The 21405-nt window shown below is 38.3% G+C and carries 17 protein-coding genes and 2 riboswitches; of the genes, 8 read left to right on the forward strand and 9 right to left on the reverse strand.

Features of this window, described 5'->3' with window-relative positions:
* Nucleotides 1-37: 37 nt before the first annotated feature.
* Nucleotides 38-232, reverse strand: a riboswitch (cobalamin riboswitch).
* A gap of 639 nt (nt 233-871) precedes the next feature.
* From DBR40_RS19840 to DBR40_RS19850, 3 genes are read right to left on the reverse strand one after another with little or no spacing between them, the layout of a single operon-like run.
* Entirely contained in the window at nt 872-1993 is a 1122-nt protein-coding gene (locus DBR40_RS19840) for a PKD domain-containing protein (RefSeq protein WP_124561489.1), read from the reverse strand.
* Between the two features lie 16 nt (nt 1994-2009).
* Nucleotides 2010-3113 (reverse strand): YncE family protein, encoded by a 1104-nt coding sequence (locus tag DBR40_RS19845; RefSeq protein ID WP_124561490.1) that lies wholly within the window; start codon nt 3111-3113, stop codon nt 2010-2012.
* 19 nt (nt 3114-3132) lie between these two features.
* Nucleotides 3133-5166 (reverse strand): TonB-dependent receptor plug domain-containing protein, encoded by a 2034-nt coding sequence (locus tag DBR40_RS19850; RefSeq protein ID WP_124561491.1) that lies wholly within the window; start codon nt 5164-5166, stop codon nt 3133-3135.
* Nucleotides 5167-5260: 94 nt separating this feature from the next.
* Nucleotides 5261-5455: riboswitch (cobalamin riboswitch) on the reverse strand.
* Nucleotides 5456-5539: 84 nt separating this feature from the next.
* On the opposite strand from DBR40_RS19850, the gene DBR40_RS19855 reads away from it, so the two are divergent.
* Nucleotides 5540-6787, forward strand: a complete 1248-nt coding sequence (locus DBR40_RS19855; protein WP_124561492.1) for a serine hydrolase — start codon at nt 5540-5542, stop codon at nt 6785-6787.
* A gap of 112 nt (nt 6788-6899) precedes the next feature.
* Nucleotides 6900-8303: a sigma-54-dependent transcriptional regulator gene (locus DBR40_RS19860; protein ID WP_124561493.1), complete on the forward strand. Its 1404-nt coding sequence runs from the start codon at nt 6900-6902 to the stop codon at nt 8301-8303.
* A gap of 190 nt (nt 8304-8493) precedes the next feature.
* Here DBR40_RS19860 and DBR40_RS19865 read toward each other — a convergent pair whose 3' ends face one another.
* The 5 genes from DBR40_RS19865 to gatB all read right to left on the reverse strand — a co-directional run bounded on the left by DBR40_RS19865 (nt 8494) and on the right by gatB (nt 14594).
* Entirely contained in the window at nt 8494-10284 is a 1791-nt protein-coding gene (locus tag DBR40_RS19865) for a chloride channel protein (RefSeq protein WP_124561494.1), read from the reverse strand.
* Nucleotides 10285-10321: 37 nt separating this feature from the next.
* A complete protein-coding gene (locus DBR40_RS19870; protein ID WP_124561495.1) occupies nt 10322-11044 on the reverse strand; it encodes an RluA family pseudouridine synthase in 723 nt (240 codons plus the stop codon).
* A gap of 193 nt (nt 11045-11237) precedes the next feature.
* On the reverse strand, nt 11238-11927 hold the full coding sequence (locus tag DBR40_RS19875) for a response regulator transcription factor (RefSeq protein WP_113951181.1): 690 nt from the start codon (nt 11925-11927) through the stop codon (nt 11238-11240).
* Nucleotides 11928-12030: 103 nt separating this feature from the next.
* On the reverse strand, nt 12031-13143 hold the full coding sequence (locus DBR40_RS19880; RefSeq protein ID WP_124561496.1) for a TlpA disulfide reductase family protein: 1113 nt from the start codon (nt 13141-13143) through the stop codon (nt 12031-12033).
* The gene (gene gatB, locus DBR40_RS19885) at nt 13143-14594 is read right to left on the reverse strand and encodes an Asp-tRNA(Asn)/Glu-tRNA(Gln) amidotransferase subunit GatB (protein WP_124561497.1); all 1452 of its coding nucleotides are present in this window, start codon (nt 14592-14594) and stop codon (nt 13143-13145) included. Before gatB ends, DBR40_RS19880 begins: the two co-directional genes overlap by 1 nt.
* 312 nt (nt 14595-14906) lie before the next feature.
* On the opposite strand from gatB, the gene DBR40_RS19890 reads away from it, so the two are divergent.
* The 3 genes from DBR40_RS19890 (at nt 14907) to DBR40_RS19900 (ending at nt 16745) form a co-directional block, all read left to right on the forward strand.
* Complete coding sequence (locus DBR40_RS19890; RefSeq protein WP_124561498.1) at nt 14907-15464, forward strand: hypothetical protein; 558 nt, start codon at nt 14907-14909, stop codon at nt 15462-15464.
* Between the two features lie 124 nt (nt 15465-15588).
* Entirely contained in the window at nt 15589-16116 is a 528-nt protein-coding gene (locus DBR40_RS19895) for a hypothetical protein (RefSeq protein ID WP_124561499.1), read from the forward strand.
* 125 nt (nt 16117-16241) lie between these two features.
* Entirely contained in the window at nt 16242-16745 is a 504-nt protein-coding gene (locus DBR40_RS19900; RefSeq protein ID WP_124561500.1) for a hypothetical protein, read from the forward strand.
* A gap of 49 nt (nt 16746-16794) precedes the next feature.
* On the opposite strand, the gene alaS is transcribed toward DBR40_RS19900, so the two are convergent.
* Complete coding sequence (gene alaS / locus DBR40_RS19905) at nt 16795-19416, reverse strand: alanine--tRNA ligase (RefSeq protein ID WP_124561501.1); 2622 nt, start codon at nt 19414-19416, stop codon at nt 16795-16797.
* 116 nt (nt 19417-19532) lie between these two features.
* Here alaS and DBR40_RS19910 point away from each other — a divergent pair, with 116 nt between their 5' ends.
* The 3 genes from DBR40_RS19910 (at nt 19533) to DBR40_RS19920 (ending at nt 21393) form a co-directional block, all read left to right on the forward strand.
* The gene (locus DBR40_RS19910; RefSeq protein WP_124561502.1) at nt 19533-19868 is read left to right on the forward strand and encodes a MerR family transcriptional regulator; all 336 of its coding nucleotides are present in this window, start codon (nt 19533-19535) and stop codon (nt 19866-19868) included.
* 589 nt (nt 19869-20457) lie between these two features.
* Nucleotides 20458-20961, forward strand: coding sequence for a hypothetical protein (locus tag DBR40_RS19915; RefSeq protein WP_158674089.1), 504 nt, complete (start codon nt 20458-20460; stop codon nt 20959-20961).
* A 57-nt stretch (nt 20962-21018) separates the two neighbouring features.
* The gene (locus DBR40_RS19920) at nt 21019-21393 is read left to right on the forward strand and encodes a hypothetical protein (RefSeq protein ID WP_124561504.1); all 375 of its coding nucleotides are present in this window, start codon (nt 21019-21021) and stop codon (nt 21391-21393) included.
* The last annotated feature ends 12 nt before the right edge of the window (nt 21394-21405 follow it).

Genomic DNA, 21405 nt, shown 5'->3' on the forward strand with positions numbered 1-21405 from the left:
TTAAGTACTTCAAAACCCAGCTTCAATCCCCGAAAGCTACGAAATTAATGCTAGAGGCAGGTCTTCTGACTTACTCCCGGTTTTCTGCCTTCCCATTCCGGCGAGCCGGAGCAGTGGCGAAAGAATAGAAAAACCGTTACAGAGCTTACAGCTGCGGGACAGTTACAGATTTACACTGTATTCCCTTTTAATTCCGGATGTAATGCCGGAAACCAAAAGCGCCGCAAATGTAATAAAAAAAATACAACAACAATAGAATGTAAAATTTATTAGCACCAGGGCTTTTCCTGTGATCTAAACGAGCAATTTTTCCGTTATCGAGAAATGACGATCACCTTTTAAATCTGCGACCTTTACTGTGTAATCAGCGGGAAATATTCGCTAACCATTTTCGCGCAGATTTAATGATGAACGCAGATAAAATAAAGACTAAGCGCTTATGACTAAATATTAAACGTATCAGGCGAATTACCGAAACCAACTAGCCTGATACAAATTCATTATGATTAGATATGTTTTGTATGTAATTCAATACATTTTGAGTGTCGCGTGATATGATTTCAGTCTTCTTTGATATAATTTGTATGTAATTCGATACGTTTTGAGTCTTGCATGATACTTCTTCAGTGTAATTTGATACTTTTTGTATGTAATTAAATACGCTTTGGGTCTTGCATGACATGATTTCAGTCTTTTTTGATATGATTTGTATGTAATTCGATACGTTTTGAGTCTTGCAAGAAAATATTTTAAACTAACCAGATGCAGATTAACTCTTGTTAGTATTTATTAAAAACGATGTAAACGAAAAAGGCCTGCACCAGGCAGGCCTTCTTTTATTGAGACGTTATTTATAGGTAGATGCTCGTATTTATTTGATCCCTAAATCAACTGCACCTTTAACTTCAGTAGAAATTTCTCCAAGGCTACCTGCATCGGCACTTTGGCCAGTATACACCTTAACAAAATCGATTGTTTTTAAATCAACTTTGTTTCCGCTTTTATCAACCGCCCACGATAAATCGAAGCTGTTATACAGATTGGTTTTGTAATCATCGCCTGTAGAATAACTGTCGGTATAGCCCCAATCAAAAGGAGAACTGATCACAATACTACCTACCTTACCTGTTGATGGCGGTAATAAGGTACCTTTAAACGTAATTGTTTCCTGATTTGCAGCAAATTCAGGGTAAAAATTGTGTTTGTGAAAATTATTAACCTTCACTTCGCCGCTATTTCCCTGGTTATCTTTCCAGGTTACATTTGCAAACGCTTTAGGGTTGGTATAGGTAATCTCATAGTTTTTAATGGTTGTAGCTTTGGTGTACTCGCTTCCGGCCAATTCATACCATTCATCGTCAGCAAGGCCATTACCATTGCTATCCTGACTAACCATTACAACGCCTGGTTCAGAAAAATGATAAGGAGCACCTGATGGGTTACCATAAATGGCAAGATCGTTACCTGTGTTATTAACTACCGAGTGGTCGAAACCGAAAATAATGTAGCCACCAAAGCCACCTAAAGAGATTAAGTTAGTGGTACTTCCAATTAATTTCTGCGCCTGTTCTGGTTTACCTAAAGTTTCGTTTACAAATTGCCCTGGTGCAGGTAAATAATCTAAAATCCGGCTAATAAATTTGCTGCTTGCAGGTGTAATCTCAACCACCGGAACCGGAACGGTAATGGTGTAAGTATGTGTAAATTCGCCAGCTTCGTTATAACCCTTGTACGCTAAAACATAAGTACCGGCTTTTGTGGCAGTAAAGTTATAGTTGTAAATGGTACTTACCACTTTGCCATCTAATTTCCATTCGTGCTGAAAAGCCTGGCCATTGTTTGTACCTGCGCTAAAATTGGTTGCTACCGCTACCTTAGCTTGTACTGCATCTGTTTTAACCAGTAGATTTACATCAGGCCCGAGTACGTTATCTTTCTTACAACTGAATAAGAACAGACAGAAAACCATGGCATAGTTTATTGATTTTTTCATTTTGTGTGTGTTTATGTTATTTAAATAAGAATGCAATGTGTGCCGGAATATCGCCGGTGGTAAACGTAAATTTCTTTTTGCCTGCTTTATCGAAACAGTAAATGGTACCTGGAGTAACATAATCCCTGGCATCGGTTACAAAAATATCTCCTGATGTTGGATCTACTGCAATGCCATAAGGGAGTGTAATTGAAGCTTCAGTACCATCGGTTATAAAATTATTACTTGCAACTGTTTCATCTTTTACGTTAAGTTTCACGTAGGTTGATTTTGAGGTAGCGTAGCTGTAAGAAAACAGGTAAGCGTCATCATCATTAATCCAGAAGTCGCTAACAGGAACATTGAAGTTCTTTTTAACAGCATCGGTTTTGGTGTCGATTACATACAGCGACGAAGCAATGGCTGCATAATCACCTCTCGAAATCACATACACATCACCATACTTATCGGCTTTTAAATGGTGAAGGTTAATGGCAACATCAATTTTTTTAATCTCGGTATTGGTTGTTAAATCAATTACCGATACAGTTCTGTCGTAGTTTGGATAGTTGTAACCACCAGAATTGGCCACATAGAGTTTGGTACCTACAACCGCCATTTCTTCGGGTTGATTACCTACCGTTATTTTAGTTTTAATGGTACTCAAAGCAGTGGTATCTACTACGGCTACATAGCCATCATAAGATGTGATATAAGCGAAATTCTTATAAAAGGTAACATAACGCGGGTTGTTGATATCCAGTTTAGCCACCTGCTTTGCGTTGCTGGCATTTAAAATTTCTACTTTATTGCTTCCGTTTACAACAACATACATTTTAGCGCCGTAAATTTTGATGTCGTTACCCACATCGCCCAGGCCTAAAGTAACAGCCGGATTGGCTGCGCCAAATATATTCCTCGTGTATTTCCCATCATCATAGCTATAGTAATCTAAAGATGATTTGTTAGAACCCCAGTTGCCTTCATTCAAAACATATAAGCCCTTTACGGTTAATGATGGGGTTTTGGCTCCCTGTTCAGCGTCTTCATCTACCGGGGTATCTTTTCTACAGGCAAATGCCAGGGCTGTTAAAAGCAAAAAGCCGGTTAGTTTTAAAACGTGGTGTAATTTGTATTTCATATCGTGATTTTAAATTGGTTTAAAAATTAGCGGATAAAGTAAGTCGGTAGTTACGACCAGGCATTGGATAGTTAAGTACCACATCGTAATACTGGTTAAAAACATTATTGATTTCGGCATTGATGAAGAATCTGCTTTGGTGGTAAGAAAAATTTGCACCAATAGCTAAATCGTGGGTGTACCATGGCTTAACATAGTTCGCGGCTATATTGGCCTTTTGGCTATATCGTTCGCCGGTATAGATGTAACCATAATTAAACACCAGGTTTTTATAATCAATTCCAAATCTTGCCGATCCGCTATGTACAGGGATGTAGGGAATCTGATCGCCATACCTGAAGGCTGTGGTACTAATATCTACTGCTTTTTCGAAGGTATAATTCGCACTTGCCTTCAGCTTCAACTGTAAATCTAAATCCCAAACCGTTTGAATATTGGTTTCGAAGCCTCTGATACGCACACGATCGAGGTTAACCATGGTCCATCTGCCTAAATTATTACCTGGAATGGCTACAATCTTATCTTTTACCAGATTATAATAGGCATCAGTCTGAAGGGATAAATAAGCAAGGCGCCTCCCGTTTGAAGTATGTCCGTAAGTAAAACCCAGGTCGTATTGACTGGTGTATTCGGGTTTTAGCTTGGAGTTTCCAATAAACGTGTAATAGAGGTCGTTAAAAGTGGGCATCCGGAAAATGGATTTGTAAAAACTGCGAATGCGGAAATCTTTGGTTTGAAAAGGTTGCCACGATGCCATTAAAGCCGGAGTATATTCCTGCCTGTTGGCTGATTGATTACCATTTTTAACCTGCTCTGCAATCAGGGTTGCTAAAACATTGGCTTGTATACTCAATCTTATTAGGTTTAAGGCGCTCGCAAGTGCTACTAAACCGGTATTACGTTTAGGGTAAGCAAAATCGTACAAATTGGCATCTAGCTGTTGCAAACTGTAATCAGTAGCCAGCGAAACCTCCCAAATGCGGGATATTTTATAAAGATTAACAGTAGAGATGTACCACTCCGTTTCGGTAAAGCGGTTGTCTAAAAAGCTGTTTTGCTGCTTAAATTCGGGATCGAGGTAACGTATAAAACTATATGCATACTTCGTATTGAACATAAAATTATAGCGGGCACTTCTTTTATTCTGGTACGAAGCCTGAACAAAACTATTATCGTCCCACTGGCGCTGTGTAAAGGTAAACCTGTTCGAAACAATAGCCCCGGGCAGTCCGCGTGCCGAATTGTAGTTGTATAATTTAAGGTTCCACTTGCTGCTATCAGGCAATAAGCCAAACAGCGTTGCTTCTACCCTTGCCGATTTAACATCGCTGTTATTCCGGATAATGGTGGTATCGTAAGCCAGTTCTTTATACCTGAATTTATATTTGCCGTTGGATTCTAAATAGCTGGCATCTAAAAGGAGAGAGATTTTATTTCTGATTTTTTGTTTATAACTGATATTCGGGTTAATCAATCCGAATGAGCCGGTTTTTAAACCAACGCCCAACGCATACTTTTTCCCTTCATTAAAAGCAGGTTGTGCTGTTCGAAGGTAAAGTGCACTGGCTGCTGCATAACTTCTGGCTGGCATCAGTAATTCGGGTTTTTGACCAACATAAACAGCAATCTCTTCGAGGTTATCTAATGAAAACTTGCCTAAATCTACCTGGCCGTTTTGGGCATTTCCAAGCTGCACACCATCATAAAAAACAGCAGTATGGTTGCTGCCCATGCTCCTTACATTAATAGTTTTTAAACCGCCAACACCTCCGTAATCTTTTAATTGTACACCGGCGAAATAGCGTATGGCATCGGCAACCGAAAGACTGTTCAGGCGTTTTAATTCCGTCCCTATGAGTATTTGTACCGGAGTTGGCGATAAATTTACCTTTGAGTTTTTATACTCTGTTATTTTAACATCCTGCAATTGATTGGCCTTTGCGGTATCAATCTGCGCGACTGAAATAGCAGGCAAAAGAATGCCCGTGCCCAATAGCGGTGCCAGCAAAAAGAAAAACCTGGTGCTTAGTAAAACACCTTTAATTTTGATCATTTGATTGTGAGTTTAACCCACAGCCAACAGATAGAAAAGAAATGAAAATACGAAAAACGTAAGTACCTCACCCCTAGCTTCAATCCACGAAAGCTATGAAATATAATGCTAAGGCAGGTCTTCTGACTTACTCCCGGTTTTCCGGCCTTCCCATCCCGACAAGTCGGCACAGTGGCAAATGATTGGAAACCCGTTAAGGAGCTTACAGCTGCGGGACAGTTACAGATTTACACTGTATTCCCTTTTAATTCCGGGCGTAATGCCGGAAACCAAAAGCGCCGCAAATGTAAGAAAATTAACCAACATGTAAAATGGATGATGGAAAATGGTCGTTTTAACAGAAAAGGCTAAATTAGGAATCACATTATAACACATGAGAAAAATTTTAACTGTTGTACTTTCGTTAATCAGCTTATCTGCCATGGCGCAAAAAACCGATACCGTGTTTCTCAGGAAACTGATGGAGTCGAAACCCGAACTTTTTTCGGCTGTGCTCAATCATCCGAATAAAAACCAAATACAAATTATGTACACACAGGTTAACCGCGATGCCCAAAACAAGCCCAGCTTTAAAACCTTCAGTTATAATTTAGATCCTCATCACTATTTTTATCCGGCCAGTACCGTTAAACTTGCGGCTGTAATTTTTGCGCTGGAGAAAGTAAACCGTTTAAAAAGCACTTGTTTAACCGCACAAAGTATTATGGTTACAGATAGTGCTTTTAAAGGTCAAACCAAAGTACTAAAAGATACGAGCGCCAGTAATGGTTTGCCATCTGTTGCTCATTACGTTAAAAAGATTTTGCTCACCAGTGATAATGATGCATTTAACCGATTATTTGAATTTATTGGTCGTGCAGAAATTAACCAGAAACTAAAAGCATATGGCTTTAACGACAGCCGGATATTAAACCGTTTAGCCATAGGCGATGCAGGCGAATCAACTAAACACTCCAATCCGGTTAAATTCTATAACAGCAGTCAACTGGTGTACAATCAGCAGGCACAGTATGACCCCAAAGATTATGAACTGAGCTTAACCAATCTCACTATGGGAAAAGGTTACCTGGATAGCGCCGATAAACTGGTAAACAAACCCTTTAGCCTGGCCGGAAAAAATGCCTTCGCGATTAACGATCAGCAGAAATTGATGCAAAAACTGATTTTTCCGGAAGCATTTCCTGCAAAAGAACGGTTTAAATTAACTGCTGATAATTATAAACTCATTTACACCTACATGAGTAAATATCCAACAGAAAGCGATTTTCCTAAATATGATCAGAAAGAATTTTGGCCTACCTATGCTAAAATGCTTTATTACGGCCGCGAGAACATTAGTCCGGATCCAAACATCAGGATCTTTAATAAATATGGCGACAGCTACGGTTATATTATCGACAATTCTTACTTCGTTGATTTTAAAAACGGCATCGAATATTTTTTAACCGCAGTCGTACATAGTAATGAAGACGGCATATTTAACGACAATAAATATGAATACGATACCGTTTGTTTTCCATTTATGAAAAACCTGGGCAAAAGTATTTATGAAGTGGAATTAAAAAGAAGCAAAAAACATAAGCCCGATTTAAGCAAGTTCAAACTCGATTATAAGCATTAAACAGTAAAACCTTTCGTAGCTTTTTGGGTTTATAGCGTATAAATTGTACAAAAAACTATACATTAATTAAAAAATAATATATTCGCATTTCAAATAAAAGAATAAAGCACTAATGGCTAAACTATTAATAATTGACGATGAACGAGCGATAAGAAGTACCTTACGCGAAATTCTGGAATACGAAAATTACGAAGTTGAAGATATCGATAATGGTATTGATGGCCTCGAGATGATCAAAAAAGGGAATTATGATCTCGTACTTTGCGATATCAAGATGAACAAGATGGACGGTATGGAGGTGCTCGAACAAGCCCAGGCCATTAAGCCCGATTTACCTTTTATTATGATATCTGGTCACGGTACAGTAGAAACCGCTATCGAAGCCAGCAAAAAAGGCGCTTTCGATTTTATTTCCAAACCACCTGATTTAAACCGCTTACTAATTACTGTACGCAATGGTTTAGATCGCGGAACTTTGGTAACAGAAACCAAGGTATTAAAGCGTAAAGTAAGTAAAACACGCGAAATACTGGGCGAATCGGAAAGTATTTCGAAAATTAAAGAAACCATCGAACGTGTTGCCCCTACCGAAGCCCGTGTATTAATTACAGGCGCAAATGGCAGTGGTAAAGAACTGGTTGCCCGCTGGTTACACGAAAAATCGAACCGATCAGAAAGCCCTTTAATTGAAGTAAACTGCGCCGCTATTCCTTCAGAACTAATTGAAAGCGAACTATTTGGTCACGAAAAGGGATCGTTTACCTCTGCGGTAAAACAACGCATTGGTAAGTTTGAACTGGCTAACGGCGGCACCTTATTTTTGGATGAGATTGGCGATATGAGCCTTTCGGCTCAGGCAAAAGTGCTTCGTGCATTACAGGAACATAAAATTACCCGTGTTGGTGGCGAAAAGGAAATTGATGTAAACGTGCGTGTTTTAGCCGCAACAAATAAAGATTTATTAAAAGAAATTGAGAATGGTAATTTCCGTATGGATTTGTACCACCGCTTAAATGTAATTAATATTCATGTGCCTCATCTTACCGAACGTACTGATGACATCCCTGTAATTGCGCAAAACTTTTTAGAGCGTATTTGTGGCGATTACGGCATGCCGGTTAAAAAGATAAACGACGGCGGAATGTCGGCCTTACAAGCTTTACCATGGACAGGTAACGTACGTGAGCTGCACAACATGATTGAACGTTTGATTATTTTGAGCGATAAAGTAATTACTGAAAATGATGTGCGTGCTTTTGCCAACCCTGGCGGTGGAACAAACATTGGTGCTGCAACCAGTGCTCAGATTGCCAGCTCAGGCGGCTCAAGCCTTGCTTCTACTTTCGATTCGTTTAATAATTTTCAGGATTATAAAGATCATGCAGAACGCGAGTTTATTAAATTCAAGCTCGAGAAAAACAATTGGAATGTTTCTAAAACGGCCGATGAAATCGACATTCAGCGTAGCCATTTATACAGTAAAATTGAGAAATTTGGTTTAAAAAGAGCTGAGTAGTACGATAAGTTGAAAAGTTTTGAAGTTGGAATGTTTGAAGATTAGCCGGATAGCATTCCAATTTTTTTATGTCAATAAACCAATCGTCATCTCGACTGAAGTGCAACGGAACGGAGAGATCTATCAAGAATATTCACCAAAAGATTTCTCCACTTCTCTCGAAATGACGATAACTGAAGATGAATTGACTCTAACCCATATAATCATTCTGCCGCATCAGCAAGGCCCTGTATTTGTTAAAGATTGCAGTCTTAGAAACGAACCCCAGATAACGGTTTTGTTCAGAGAGTACCGGTAAAATCCATACATTTTCCTGTTCCATCTTTTCCAGTACCATTTTAAGATCATCGGCCTCGGTAAGTGTGTTTGGTGCAGCTTGTACCAAATCTGCAGCCAGTAAGTTTTCCTTATCCGGATTGCCCATCATCTCATTAAACAGCTTTTCGATGTAAATGATACCTTTAAAATCGCCCGTCTCATCGGTAACCGCACAAATATTTTTACCCGATTGTACAATTTCATTCATCTTTAGCGAGAGTACATCATTCAGTTGTAACTGGGGATAACTCTTCTCAATCAGATATTTTAATTTCATCTGGTTCAAAACCGTAGTATCCTTATCCTCGTGAGATAAAAGCTCACCTTTATCAGCCAATACTTTGGTGTAAATAGAATGTTTTTGCGAACCACGGTTAATGGCGTAAGAAATAGCCGTAGTAATCATTAACGGCACCATTAAAATATAGCCTCCCGTAATTTCGGCAATAAGGAAAATACCCGTTAAAGGCGCGTGCATGATGGAACCCAAAGCAGCGGCCATACCCGCCACAATAAAATTCGACACGTTTAACTGCGCCATACCGGATAAATTTACCGTATAGGCAAAAATAAATCCGATTAATCCACCCATGATTAAGCTTGGCGCAAACGTTCCGCCATTACCACCGGCACCTAAGGTAATGAGGGTAGCAAGGGATTTCATGAAAATGGTGACCACAGTAAACAACACTACAATCGCAGGGATATTATTGTAATCTTCGAAAATACTGTTGTTAATTACGGCCAGGTAATCGCCTTTTAGTAAGCCTTTCATCGTAATATAGCCTTCGCCATATAATGTTGGAAAAAGAAATACCAAAGCGCCAAGCATTAAACCGCCCACAACTACCTTGGTGTAAGGATCTTTTATTTTATAAAAGAGGCCTTTAATGGCATAATTCGCTTTGGTAAAATAAATGGAAAACAAGCCAATTAAGCCCGCCAAAAGCACATAATAAACCAATGCATCCATTTTCCAACCCTCAGTTACCAAAAAGAACAACTGCTGCGTGTAAAATGCCCTGGCCACCACGGCTGCGGTAGCTGCCGATAAAAGCAGCGGAATAAATGCTGGAATAGTAAACTCGGGAAGCAGAATTTCTATTGCGAAAACAATACCTGCCACCGGACTATAAAAAGCGCCTGCAATACCTGCGGCCGCACCACAAGCCACCAACATGGTAATTTCGCGATAGGAAAGCCCCAGAAAACGGCCCAAATTTGAACCAATGGCCGAACCACTGGTAACTATTGGCGCCTCCAGGCCTGTAGAGCCACCAAAACCAACCGTAACTGCAGCTGTAATTACCTGCGAATAAATGTTGTGGGGTTCTACCCTGCTCGATTTCTTCGAAATAGCATATAACAAAGGTGTTAAACCGGTTTCGAATTTTGTTCTTCGTATAAAATACTTAATATACAAAACGGTTAAAAGGATCCCAATCATCGGAAAAATAAAATACAGGTAGTATTTATATTTCCAATGCCAGTCTGATTGAAGAAACTCTTCGATATGATGGGTTAAACTTTTTAAAGCAGCCGCCGCAAGTCCGGCCAAAACACCTACTATAATAGCCAGAACTACTAAGAAATTACGGTTTGATATCTTTGATTTCCGGTATTGGTTAATCTGATCAAGGTAATTTACAAAGCGGATATACATTTAGTTCTATTTTTACTTTTCAGCAGAAAAACGAAGGTTAAGCGTCAAATTTGTCCAAAAGCTTAATTAAGGTGGCAAAATCTTTTGGATATGGCGCATCGATCACAATGTCTTTATCATCAAGCCCTTTAAACACCAGGTGCCTAGCGTGTAGTGCAAAACGTTTCATGATGGGTTGTTCTTCTTCTCCTTTGGTTAACCTGTAACCTCTTTTGATCGAAGAAAGAAATACGGGTTTTCCTTTATACATATCATCGCCAACAATGGCAGCCCTTTGTGTGGCTAAATGGATGCGGATTTGGTGCATGCGGCCAGTAATAGGCTTGCACTCAACCAAAGTATAGTGTTTATAATATTTTAGCGAATCGAAAATGGTTTCGGCACGTTTTCCCTCAACCCTATCAATGGTTACATTCTTATTTCCATCGTTTAAGATTGGTAAATCGACCATTAGCTCATCAAAAATCACATGACCATCTACCACAGCATGATAGGTTTTATTTACCTTTCTTCTTTCAAACTGCATAGAAGCATGACGATAGCCTTCAGGATTTTTCGCAATAATTAAAGCTCCAGAAGTTTCCTTATCTAAACGGTGACATACCTGTGCATCATAGCTATACTGCTTGGCTAAACGCAAAACATTGGTTTCGCCAGCCGCGCCTCTTTCATCAAGCGATGCTAAGAACGGAGGTTTGTTAATGACAATAAAATCGTTGTCTTCGAAAAGGATAAGGTCTTTAAAATTTGGAAACTTCAAACTGTGCTGTGATTAATGAAGCGCAAAAATACGATTTTATTTTTTAAGCCACCCGTCGCCCTGAATTTATTTCGGGGTCTCATGGATAAAGACGCAGATCTCAATATAAAAAGAGCAACACTTTGCTTAACCAAAACAAAAAAGCCGTCCTAATGCGAGATTAGGACGGCTTATATTTTTAGGTCAATATCAATTAAGATAGCTCAAATTTATATCCCACACCTTTAACCGTCGACACATAGGTTTCGCCTAATTTTTCGCGCAGTTTACGGATATGTACATCGATAGTACGGTTAGTTACCACTACAGAGTCTTCCCAGATATTTTTAAGGATCGATTCGCGGGTGTAAACTTTACCTGGTTTAGAAGCTAAAAGATATAATAATTCGAATTCCTTTTTAGCCAGCACCACTTTATTACCACCTTGAAAAACGAGGTATGCTTCGCGGTCAATTACTAAATCACCAATTTCAAGCTTATTTTCTGATACTTCTTCTGTACCTGCATTTCTTCTTAAAATTGCATTGATGCGGCTTACTAAAGCCCTTGGTTTAATTGGTTTGGCGATATAATCATCGGCACCCACATTAAAACCGGCAATTTCCGAATACTCCTCGCTTCTGGCCGTTAAGAAAACCATAAATGTATTTTTGAATTCAGGAATTGCACGCATTAAACGGCAAGCCTCAATCCCATCCATTTTAGGCATCATAATATCCAGGATAATCAAATCAGGATGAACCTTCTTTGCAACTGTAATTCCCTCCTGACCGTTGGTTGCGGTGAAAACCTGGTACCCCTCTTTCTTTAGGTTGTACTCAATAAGCTCCAGAATATCTGGTTCATCATCAACAATTAATATTTTCTGACCTGCGTTGTTCATAGTTAAATATTTGTTACGAAAGTACTGTCTATGATGCAATATTTAGTTAAGCCTAAGTTAAGAAATTGTTAATTACTTAAATTAGTTTAACATGAAATTTGTTTTAACGTAACGTTTTGGCTAAGAAGTCCTCCAGCGCTGTTCCACGAAGGTTTTTAGCTACAATTTTCCCTGCCGGATCAATCAAATATGAAGTAGGAATCGCTTGCACCTGATATTTTTTTACCGTTTCACCGTTAAAATCTTTCAATTCCGATACATGTGTCCAGGTTAATCCGTCGGCTTTAACTGCACCTAACCAGGCTGCTTTATCGGTATCGAGCGAAATACCCAGAACGTCAAAATTCTTAGTTTTGTATTGATTGTAAACTTTTACCACGTTCGGATTTTCCTGGCGACAAGGCTGGCACCACGATGCCCAAAAATCTACCAATACATATTTTCCTTTATAATCAGCTAAACTAACGGGTTTACCTTCTGCAGTATTAATGGTAAATGCTGGTGCTATTTCGCCAACTTGCACTGCTTTTAACTGCGCCATTTGCTTAACGAAAGCATCTACAGTGGCATTACCTTTAATATCTTGTTTAACCTCATCAGCAAATTTTACCAGTTCAGCTTCAAATTCCTGCGGACTTAAAGTGTTCATGGCATAAAAACTTGCCAACGTACCTTTATTGTCTTTAGCAAATTTTAAGATCTGCGTATTTAACTGATTGATGTAAGATTCGTACTGAGGCTTCATCGATTCTAAAATGGTCGCCCTGTTTTGCGGTTGCGTAGCTACTTTCGCTTCAAAATCAGCCTGTAGTTTTTCAACTTGCTTGGCAAAGGTATTTCTGATACCATTAAGCTCCGATAATTTATCTACCTCGTTTGCACCCGAAATTTTGTACGCCATGGTTTTATCAGCCAAATCAGCTTCCAGTTTAATTGCATCGCCGTTTTTAGCAATCAGCATAAATTCATGGTTACCTACCGATACCCTGAAAAAATCTACAGAAGGGGTTTTACGTATAAACTTAAATTCGCCTTTTTCCGATAAATTAGTCGAATCGATTGCAACCATATTACTATTTTGCATACCATACAAAAACACCTTTTTTTCTGCCCCCGGATTTTGGAAAGTTCCGTCAATCGTGAAGCTATCTTTTGGTTTACATGCGGTGAAAGCAATTGCAATCAGCACAATCAGGCTCAATTGTTTTATTCTCATTATTTCAGTTTTTCAAGTATTAATTCGTTTAATTTTTTTGCATCAGCTTTTCCTTTGGCAAGTTTCATTACATCGCCAACAAACAAGCCTAAAACGCCTTTTTTACCTTTTTTATATGCTTCTACCTGTTGCGGGTATTTATTTAACACTTCATCAATAAAACTTCCCAGTTCATCACCGTTTTCGGTAATTAAAAGATTTAAAGTCTGGGCAAGCTCTGCTACATCCGTATCCGCTTTGGTTTCAATTGCAGGCAATAGTTGTTGTATGGCAATTTGTTGAGTTAGCTTTTTATCATCAACAAGATTAACTGCAACCGCAAGCTGTTCAGGTTTAACCTTATAAACATCAATGGTAATAGCTTTTTCGTTTAAAATAGCCCTAACCGGACCAATGAGCCAGTTAATTAAACTTTTTTTGGTATTTACGAGTGGTAAAGCAGCATTAAAATAAGTTAGTAAAGCTAAATCTTCTGCAAACAAGGCTGCATCGGCCTTACTAATGCTAAACTCCGCAATCATCTTTTTCGAAATCTCATTTGGCAAAGCAGGCATGGCCGATTTAATTTCAGCTAGCCAGCTATCCGAAATGTGAATAGGCTGTAAATCCGGATCGGAAAAATAACGGTAATCGTTTGCTTCTTCTTTGGTACGCATAGGTGAAGTAGTACCATTTTCAGCATCAAAATTAAGCGTACTCTGAATAATTTTTCCTCCGTTGCTAATCACTTCAACCTGACGGCCAAATTCAAAATCCATTGCCCTGCGTACGTTGCGCATGGAGTTTAGGTTTTTCACTTCGCAGCGGGTACCAAATTCAGTTGTGCCCACCGGACGGATTGAAATATTGGCATCGCAACGCAAACTACCTTCTTCCATGTTTCCATCGCTCACATTTAAATGCCTCACCAGTTTCCTGATTTCGCTCAGTAAAGCCGAAGCTTCTTCCGCACTGCGGATATCAGGCTCCGTAACAATCTCAATTAAAGGCACTCCAGCGCGATTCAAATCAACCAACGAATATTGATCATCCTGATCGTGGATACTTTTACCTGCATCTTCTTCTAAATGAATGCGGTTAATACCGATTTTCTTTGTCGATCCATCAGCAAGTTCAACTTCCAGGAAACCGTTAACACAAATTGGCTGATTATCCTGCGTAATCTGATATCCTTTAGGTAAATCGGCATAGAAATAGTTCTTCCTGTCGAAATGATTGATTTGGTTGATGGTACAATTTAACGCCAGGCCAATGCGAACCGCTTTAGCTACCACTTCTTTATTTAGCTTTGGCAAAGCACCGGGCAAGGCCAGCGAAACGGTTGATATATTTTGATTAGGCGAAGCACCGAAAGCAGCACTATCAGCAGAAAATATTTTGGTATTGGTATTTAACTGAACGTGGATTTCCAGTCCTGAAACGAGTTCGAAATTGCTATTTTGTAAAGACATTAAAGCTTTATATGTTAAAATTACAGGCAAATATAGTTATTATTTAGTCTTTCGTTAAAAAAGGCTTGATGGAGAATTTTTTAAAAATCCCTATCAAAACAACCTTTCTTTAACTAACAAATAAACAGCTGACAATCAATAAAATACAAGACAACTGGCAATTTACTCAATACACTGAGTAAAATTACTCCGGTGTATTGAGTAAAACGAATCCGTTAAAGAATGTTAAATCCAAATCACCTAATTAAACTACTCTTTATCTGCGCCGTCTATCCTAATAATTAACACACACAAAACCTTTAATTTAAGATTATGAAAAAGTTAGTTTTATTTGCCGCAGTCCTGATGGTTTCATTATTCGGCGTAGATTATGCAAAAGCACAAGTTAGTTTAAATGTAAATATAGGCTCACAACCTGTTTGGGGTCCAACCGGATACGACCATGTAGATTATTATTATTTCCCGGATATAGATGCTTACTATTATGTTCCTTCTTCCCAGTACATTTATTTAAATGGTAACCGCTGGATATGGGCGAACAATTTGCCTGCACAATATGGCAACTTCGATTTATATCGTTCTTATAAAGTGGTAATTAACAAGCCAAAACCTTATTTGCAAAACAATTTTTATGTTACCAGGTATAGCCCATATAAAAACTATGGTGGTCGCCAGGCGGTAATAAGAGATAGTCGCGAAGCTAAATACTATGTAGTTAAAGGCCATCCCAACTATGCTCAGAAACAGGTAACTGTAGTACGTCCCGAACGTAATAGACCACGAAATATAAAAGTAGTTAAGCGGGTAGAACGAAACGATAATGGTAGACCAGAAAGAAATGGTGGCGAACGAAGAAATGAACGCCATTAATCAAAATATTTAGTTAGTCGTGTAGAGGAGCATCCCAAAAAGATGCTCCTTATTTATTTAATGAGTTTGGCACGTAGTTTGGATACTTTAAATAACACTTAAACACACATAAATTAAATCTGTTATGAAAAAATTATTTTTAGTCGCGGTAGTTATGATGGTTTCATTGCTCAGCATGCCGGCAAAAGCCCAGTTAAATATTAACGTTAATATCGGTTCTCAGCCCTTATGGGGTCCAACGGGATACGACCATGTAGATTATTACTACCTACCCGATGTAGAGAGTTATTATTACGTTCCGCAAAGGCAGTTTGTTTATTTAAATGGAAATGACTGGGTATTTGCCAACTCTTTGCCGTCCAGATACGGTAACTATGATTTATACAACGGTTACAAGGTTGTGATCAATTCGCCAAAACCCTATTTAAATTTCAGAAATGATAAAGTAAAATATGCAAAGTATAAAGGTAATAAAGGCCAGTTGATTATCAGAGACAGCCGTGATAGTAGATATTATGTTGTAAAAGGACACCCGCATGGCATGCCTCCAGGTCAGGCTAAAAAAATGTATGGAAAAGAAGATAACGGGGAAGATCACGGAAAAGGCCATAAAAAAGGTCATGGAAAAGAAAAAAACAAAGAAAAATACTAATATGAGCATTTAGTTAAATTAAAGGAGTGCCAGAATAGGCGCTCCTTTTTTTATATAGCTGTTACAATAGATTTTTTGGCACAACGTTTGAATTACATTAAACACACACAAATTAATAGATTATTATGAAAAAGTTATTTCTCCTTTCCGCGATTTTAAGTATCGTGGCTTTAACGTCTAATCAATCTAACGCTCAGGTAAGTATTAATGTAAATATTGGTTCACAACCTGCATGGATCCCGGCAGGCTATCAGGATGTTAATTACTACTACCTCCCCGAAGTACAGTCTTACTATTGTGTTCCGCAAAGACAGTTTGTTTACTTAAGTGGAAACAGATGGACCAGATCAAGATATTTACCTGCAAGATATAGAGGCTATAACCTGAACCACGGTAGAAAAATTGTAATGTATGGTGATAATCCTTATCGCAGCTATAATAACCACAGGGTAAGGTACGCCAGTCATCAAAACTATTATCGTTCATCTTATGGCGGTGGCGACAGAATCAGATACAATCCATCAAGAAATAACTATAGAAGCTACAGGGAAGATAACAGACACCACGATAGAAATGTGAATGCGAGTTTATTCTCGAGAGGACACCGTGAAAAACATGGCAGACATTAAAATAAAAAAAGAGGCTTTAAGCCTCTTTTTTTATGCATTTATACTATGCTTAATGTGCATGTGGAATAAAAGTTTCGGCCTTTTCTAATACTGCTTTTAAACCAGCTGGATTCTTACCACCAGCTGTTGCATAAAATGGCTGTCCGCCTCCGCCACCCTGAATTTCTTTTCCAAGCTCACGAACAATATTAGAAGCATTTAATCCTTTTTTAACCAAATGATCGGAAAGCATAACCGTAATACCAGGCTTGCCTTCAATTTCTGTAGTAAAAACCAAAAACAGGTTATCAACCATATCTTTTAAAGAGAATGCCAGATTTTTAACTGCTTCAGCACTCTGTATATCAATATGTTTGGCAATTAAATTAATTCCGTTAATACCGCGTACGTGATGTACAATTTCATGTTTTAAGGTATTTACCCGTTCAATAGTCGATTTTTCAATCTCCTTTTTCAGTTTCGCATTTTCGTCAAGCAAAGCTTGTACAGCAGCCGACAAGTCTTTACTACCGTTCAATAATGTTTTTAAATGTCCTAATTCTTTCCTTTGATCTAAGAAATATTGTTCTGCTTTATCAGCAGTAATTGCTTCTATACGACGAACACCGGCAGCAACTGCACTTTCTGAAACAATTTTAAACGAACCAATCTGACCGGTAGCTTTTACGTGCGTACCACCGCAAAGTTCTTTAGAGAAATGATCGTCGAAAGTAATCATCCGAACAAAATCACCATATTTTTCACCAAATAAAGCGGTTACCCCACTTTCAATAGCATCCTGATAAGGCACGTTTCGTTGCTCTTTCAGCTTAATATTTTGTCTGATTTTCTGGTTCACAATCACTTCAATCTGCGCCAGCTCCTCATCGGTTACCTTTGCAAAGTGAGAAAAATCGAAACGCAGGTAATCAGCATTTACCAGTGATCCTTTTTGGTTAACGTGCTGACCTAAAACCTGTTTTAAGGCAGCATGTAATAAGTGTGTAGCCGAGTGATTATCTTCGGTTAAAACACGTTTATCTTCATCTACAACAGCCCAGAACTTACCTTCCAGATTATCTGGCAATATATCAGCAAAATGAACTGTTAAGCCATTCTCTTTTTTGGTATCGGTAATATCAATCCAAAACTGGCGACTGTGGTCCTCTAATCGGCCGGTATCTCCTACCTGACCACCACTTTCTGCATAAAAAGGTGTTTGGCGTAAAACCAGCTGAAACTGCTCTTTGCCTTTAGCTTTTACTTTACGGTATTTTAAAATTTCGGTCTCAATTTCTAAGTCATCATAACCTACAAACTCGCTTTGATCATCGGCATTTACAATTACCCAGTCACTGGTATCAATAGCGGTAGCGGCGCGGCTATCGTCTTTTTGTTTTTTTAATGCCTGTTCATAGGCTTTTAAATCAACCGACCAGCCTTTTTCTCTTGCCATCAGCTCTGTTAAATCGATCGGGAAACCGAAAGTATCAGAAAGTTCAAAAGCAAAACTACCTTCTACGCTATTATTTACAGCCTGATATTTCTCAAAACGCTGAATTCCTGTTGATAGTGTACGTAGGAAAGAAACTTCTTCTTCCAAAACCACTTTCTGTACAAAATCCTGTTGCGAAACCAACTCATCGAAAACACCTTTAAACTGTTCGGCCAGCAAAGGCACTAATTGGTTTAAGAAAGGCTCTTTAAAGTTTAAAAAAGTGTACGCATAACGTACTGCACGGCGTAAAATCCTGCGGATTACATAACCAGCTTTATTATTAGAAGGCAATTGACCATCTGCAATAACAAATGAAATGGCACGGATATGATCGGCCATTACACGCATAGCGATATCGGTTTTCTCGTCTGCACCGTATTTTATTCCTGCTTTATCAGAAATAAACTGAATCATTGGCTGAAAAACATCGGTATCGTAGTTAGATGTTTTTTCCTGTAAAACGCGTACCAAACGTTCAAAACCCATTCCGGTATCCACATGTTTGGCTGGTAAACTTTGCAAGGAACCATCTTTTAAGCGGTTAAACTGCATAAATACATTATTCCAGATTTCGATTACCTGAGGGTGATCTGCATTTACCAGCGTAGCGCCATCCACTAATGCTTTTTCTTCATCGGTACGGCAATCAACATGGATTTCTGAGCAAGGGCCGCATGGTCCTGTATCGCCCATTTCCCAGAAATTATCTTTTTTATTTCCTGGTAAAATATGGCTCTCATCTACATATTGTTTCCAAAGGTCAAAAGCTTCCTGATCTTTAGCTAAACCTTCTTTCTCGTCGCCTTCAAAATAGGTAACATATAATTTTTCTTTTGGAATTTTATAAACTTCGGTTAGTAGTTCCCAGCTCCAGGCAATGGCTTCTTTTTTAAAATAATCGCCAAAGCTCCAATTGCCCAACATTTCGAACATGGTGTGGTGGTAAGTATCAATACCTACTTCTTCCAAATCGTTATGTTTACCCGAAACCCGCAAACAACGTTGAGTATCTGCAACACGAGAATATTTGATGGCAGCCTCTCCCAAAAATAAATCTTTAAACTGATTCATACCCGCATTGGTAAACATTAAGGTTGGGTCGTTTTTAACCACAATCGGTGCGGAAGGAACAACATGATGCTGTTTCGATTCAAAAAAACTAAGGAATGCCTGTCTAATCTCTTTTGCTGTCATTTCAATAATATTGGAGGGAACAAAATTAAAATTTTATTGCGTTATTAAGGAAAAATCGAGCTACATTTGAACACTTTAATTAATCGATATAAAACACTCATAATCAAGCTCAAAATATGCCGTATAAAGAAAGAGACATTAATAAAATGTATTATACCATGGGCGAAGTGACTGAAATGTTTAATGTAAACGCTTCACAGATTCGTTTTTACGAAAAAGAATTCGATATCCTTCAACCTAAGAAAAACAAAAAAGGCAACCGTCTTTTTACTCCAGAAGATATAGAAAACCTGAAAATCATCTTCAACCTTGTCGATGAAAAAGGCTTCACTTTAAAGGGCGCTAAAGATTACCTGAAAAACAATAAATCTGATGTAAAAGAAAATCAGAAAATTATTGATTCTTTAGAAAAGCTAAAAGGTTTTCTGGTTAATCTATCTCAGGAACTTTAAAACATAAAACCTTACTTAAAAGTATTTTTAGAATTACATTCCTTGTAGTTTTAAAAATATTTTTTCTATATTAGTTCTACAGAACAAAAAATCACCTCTATTTTCTTTAACCGATTAACGCTCGCTTATGAAAGTATGGTATTTTTTGTTACGTGTCTTTTTTCCTCGCTATGTATCTGATCAAGATTATTTGCGTAATCTTTTAGCGCTCACCAATCGCAATCAAATAGTTATTTCTATTACATTGGCTTTTAGGGCCAATTCAGTAAATGACTCCCACCGTACGCTATACAAGTGTGATGTAGGTATGGCTCCTAATTACAAAAATCGTCCGGTTATCCCCTATTACCTTCCTAAGCAATTTACTTGAAAAACAATTTATTATGCGTTTTAAAATTTTAAGCATTGTATTTGTAATGATCGGATTTATTGCAAGTGCACAAACAACAGAACAGGAAGAGCCATACGCGATATTGTAGAAAACGTTGCCGAAAACCTTCCTGATGATTACGATATAACCGAACTGGTTGAAGTATTAACCAGGTACCGCAAGCACCCCATTAATTTAAATAATACCTCGGTTGAGGAATTGAAAACATTGATTTTTATTTCACCACTCCAAATCAACAATTTCTTTGCCTATTCCAAAGAGAATGGAAGGTTGCTGGACGTGCATGAATTGCAAATCATTCATGGTTTTGATGTTAAAACAATTGAAAATTTAATTCCATTTGTTACCGTAAATAAAATAGCTGAATATGAAAGCTTGCAGTTAAGCAAGCTGTTTGGTGCTGGGGAGCACGATATCATGATGCGGTTTGCTCAAACCTTAGAAAAACAAAAAGGTTTTACAGATTTGCCAGGGAACCGTTATTTAGGTACGCCTGAACGCTTTCAAACACGGTGCCCTTATAACTATGCTTCGATAATTTCGGCTGCCTTAACATTTGATAAAGATGCAGGCGAAAAATTTATAGGCAAACCATTCGATTTCTTTTCTGCCAACGTAACACTGTCCAAATTGGACAAGGTAAAAAAGTTGGTTCTGGGCGATTATACTTTGCAGTTTGGCCAGGGATTGACTTTATGGTAGGCTTTTTCTTTTGGCCAAGGTCCTGATGTAACCAGCGTTGCCAAAAAGGATTTAGGTTTGAGCCCTTATACTTCAGCCAACGAATATTCATTCTTCAGAGGTGCGGCGGCTACCATTAACCTATATAAATATTTCGACATTACTCCTTTTGTTTCCTTCAGGCATTTAGATGCCAGCCAAAAAGAAAATAAGCTGGGCGAGCCTGAGCAGTCTACCATTAATCAAACTGGCTTACACCGGACACCAACAGAAATTAAAAACAAAAACAGCCTAACTCAGCGCACTTACAGCCTGGTTTTGCAGTATACTAAAAATGAGTTTGGTGTAGGCACTGTTGCTTACCAAAGCAGTTACGATAACAGTTTTATAACACAAACCGCACTTTATGATAAATATAGTTTTATGGGCAATAAACTAACCAACCTAGACTGAACCCAAAAGTTT

The sequence above is a fragment of the Pedobacter sp. KBW01 genome, assembly GCF_003852395.1.
In the GTDB taxonomy this organism is placed as follows: domain Bacteria; phylum Bacteroidota; class Bacteroidia; order Sphingobacteriales; family Sphingobacteriaceae; genus Pedobacter.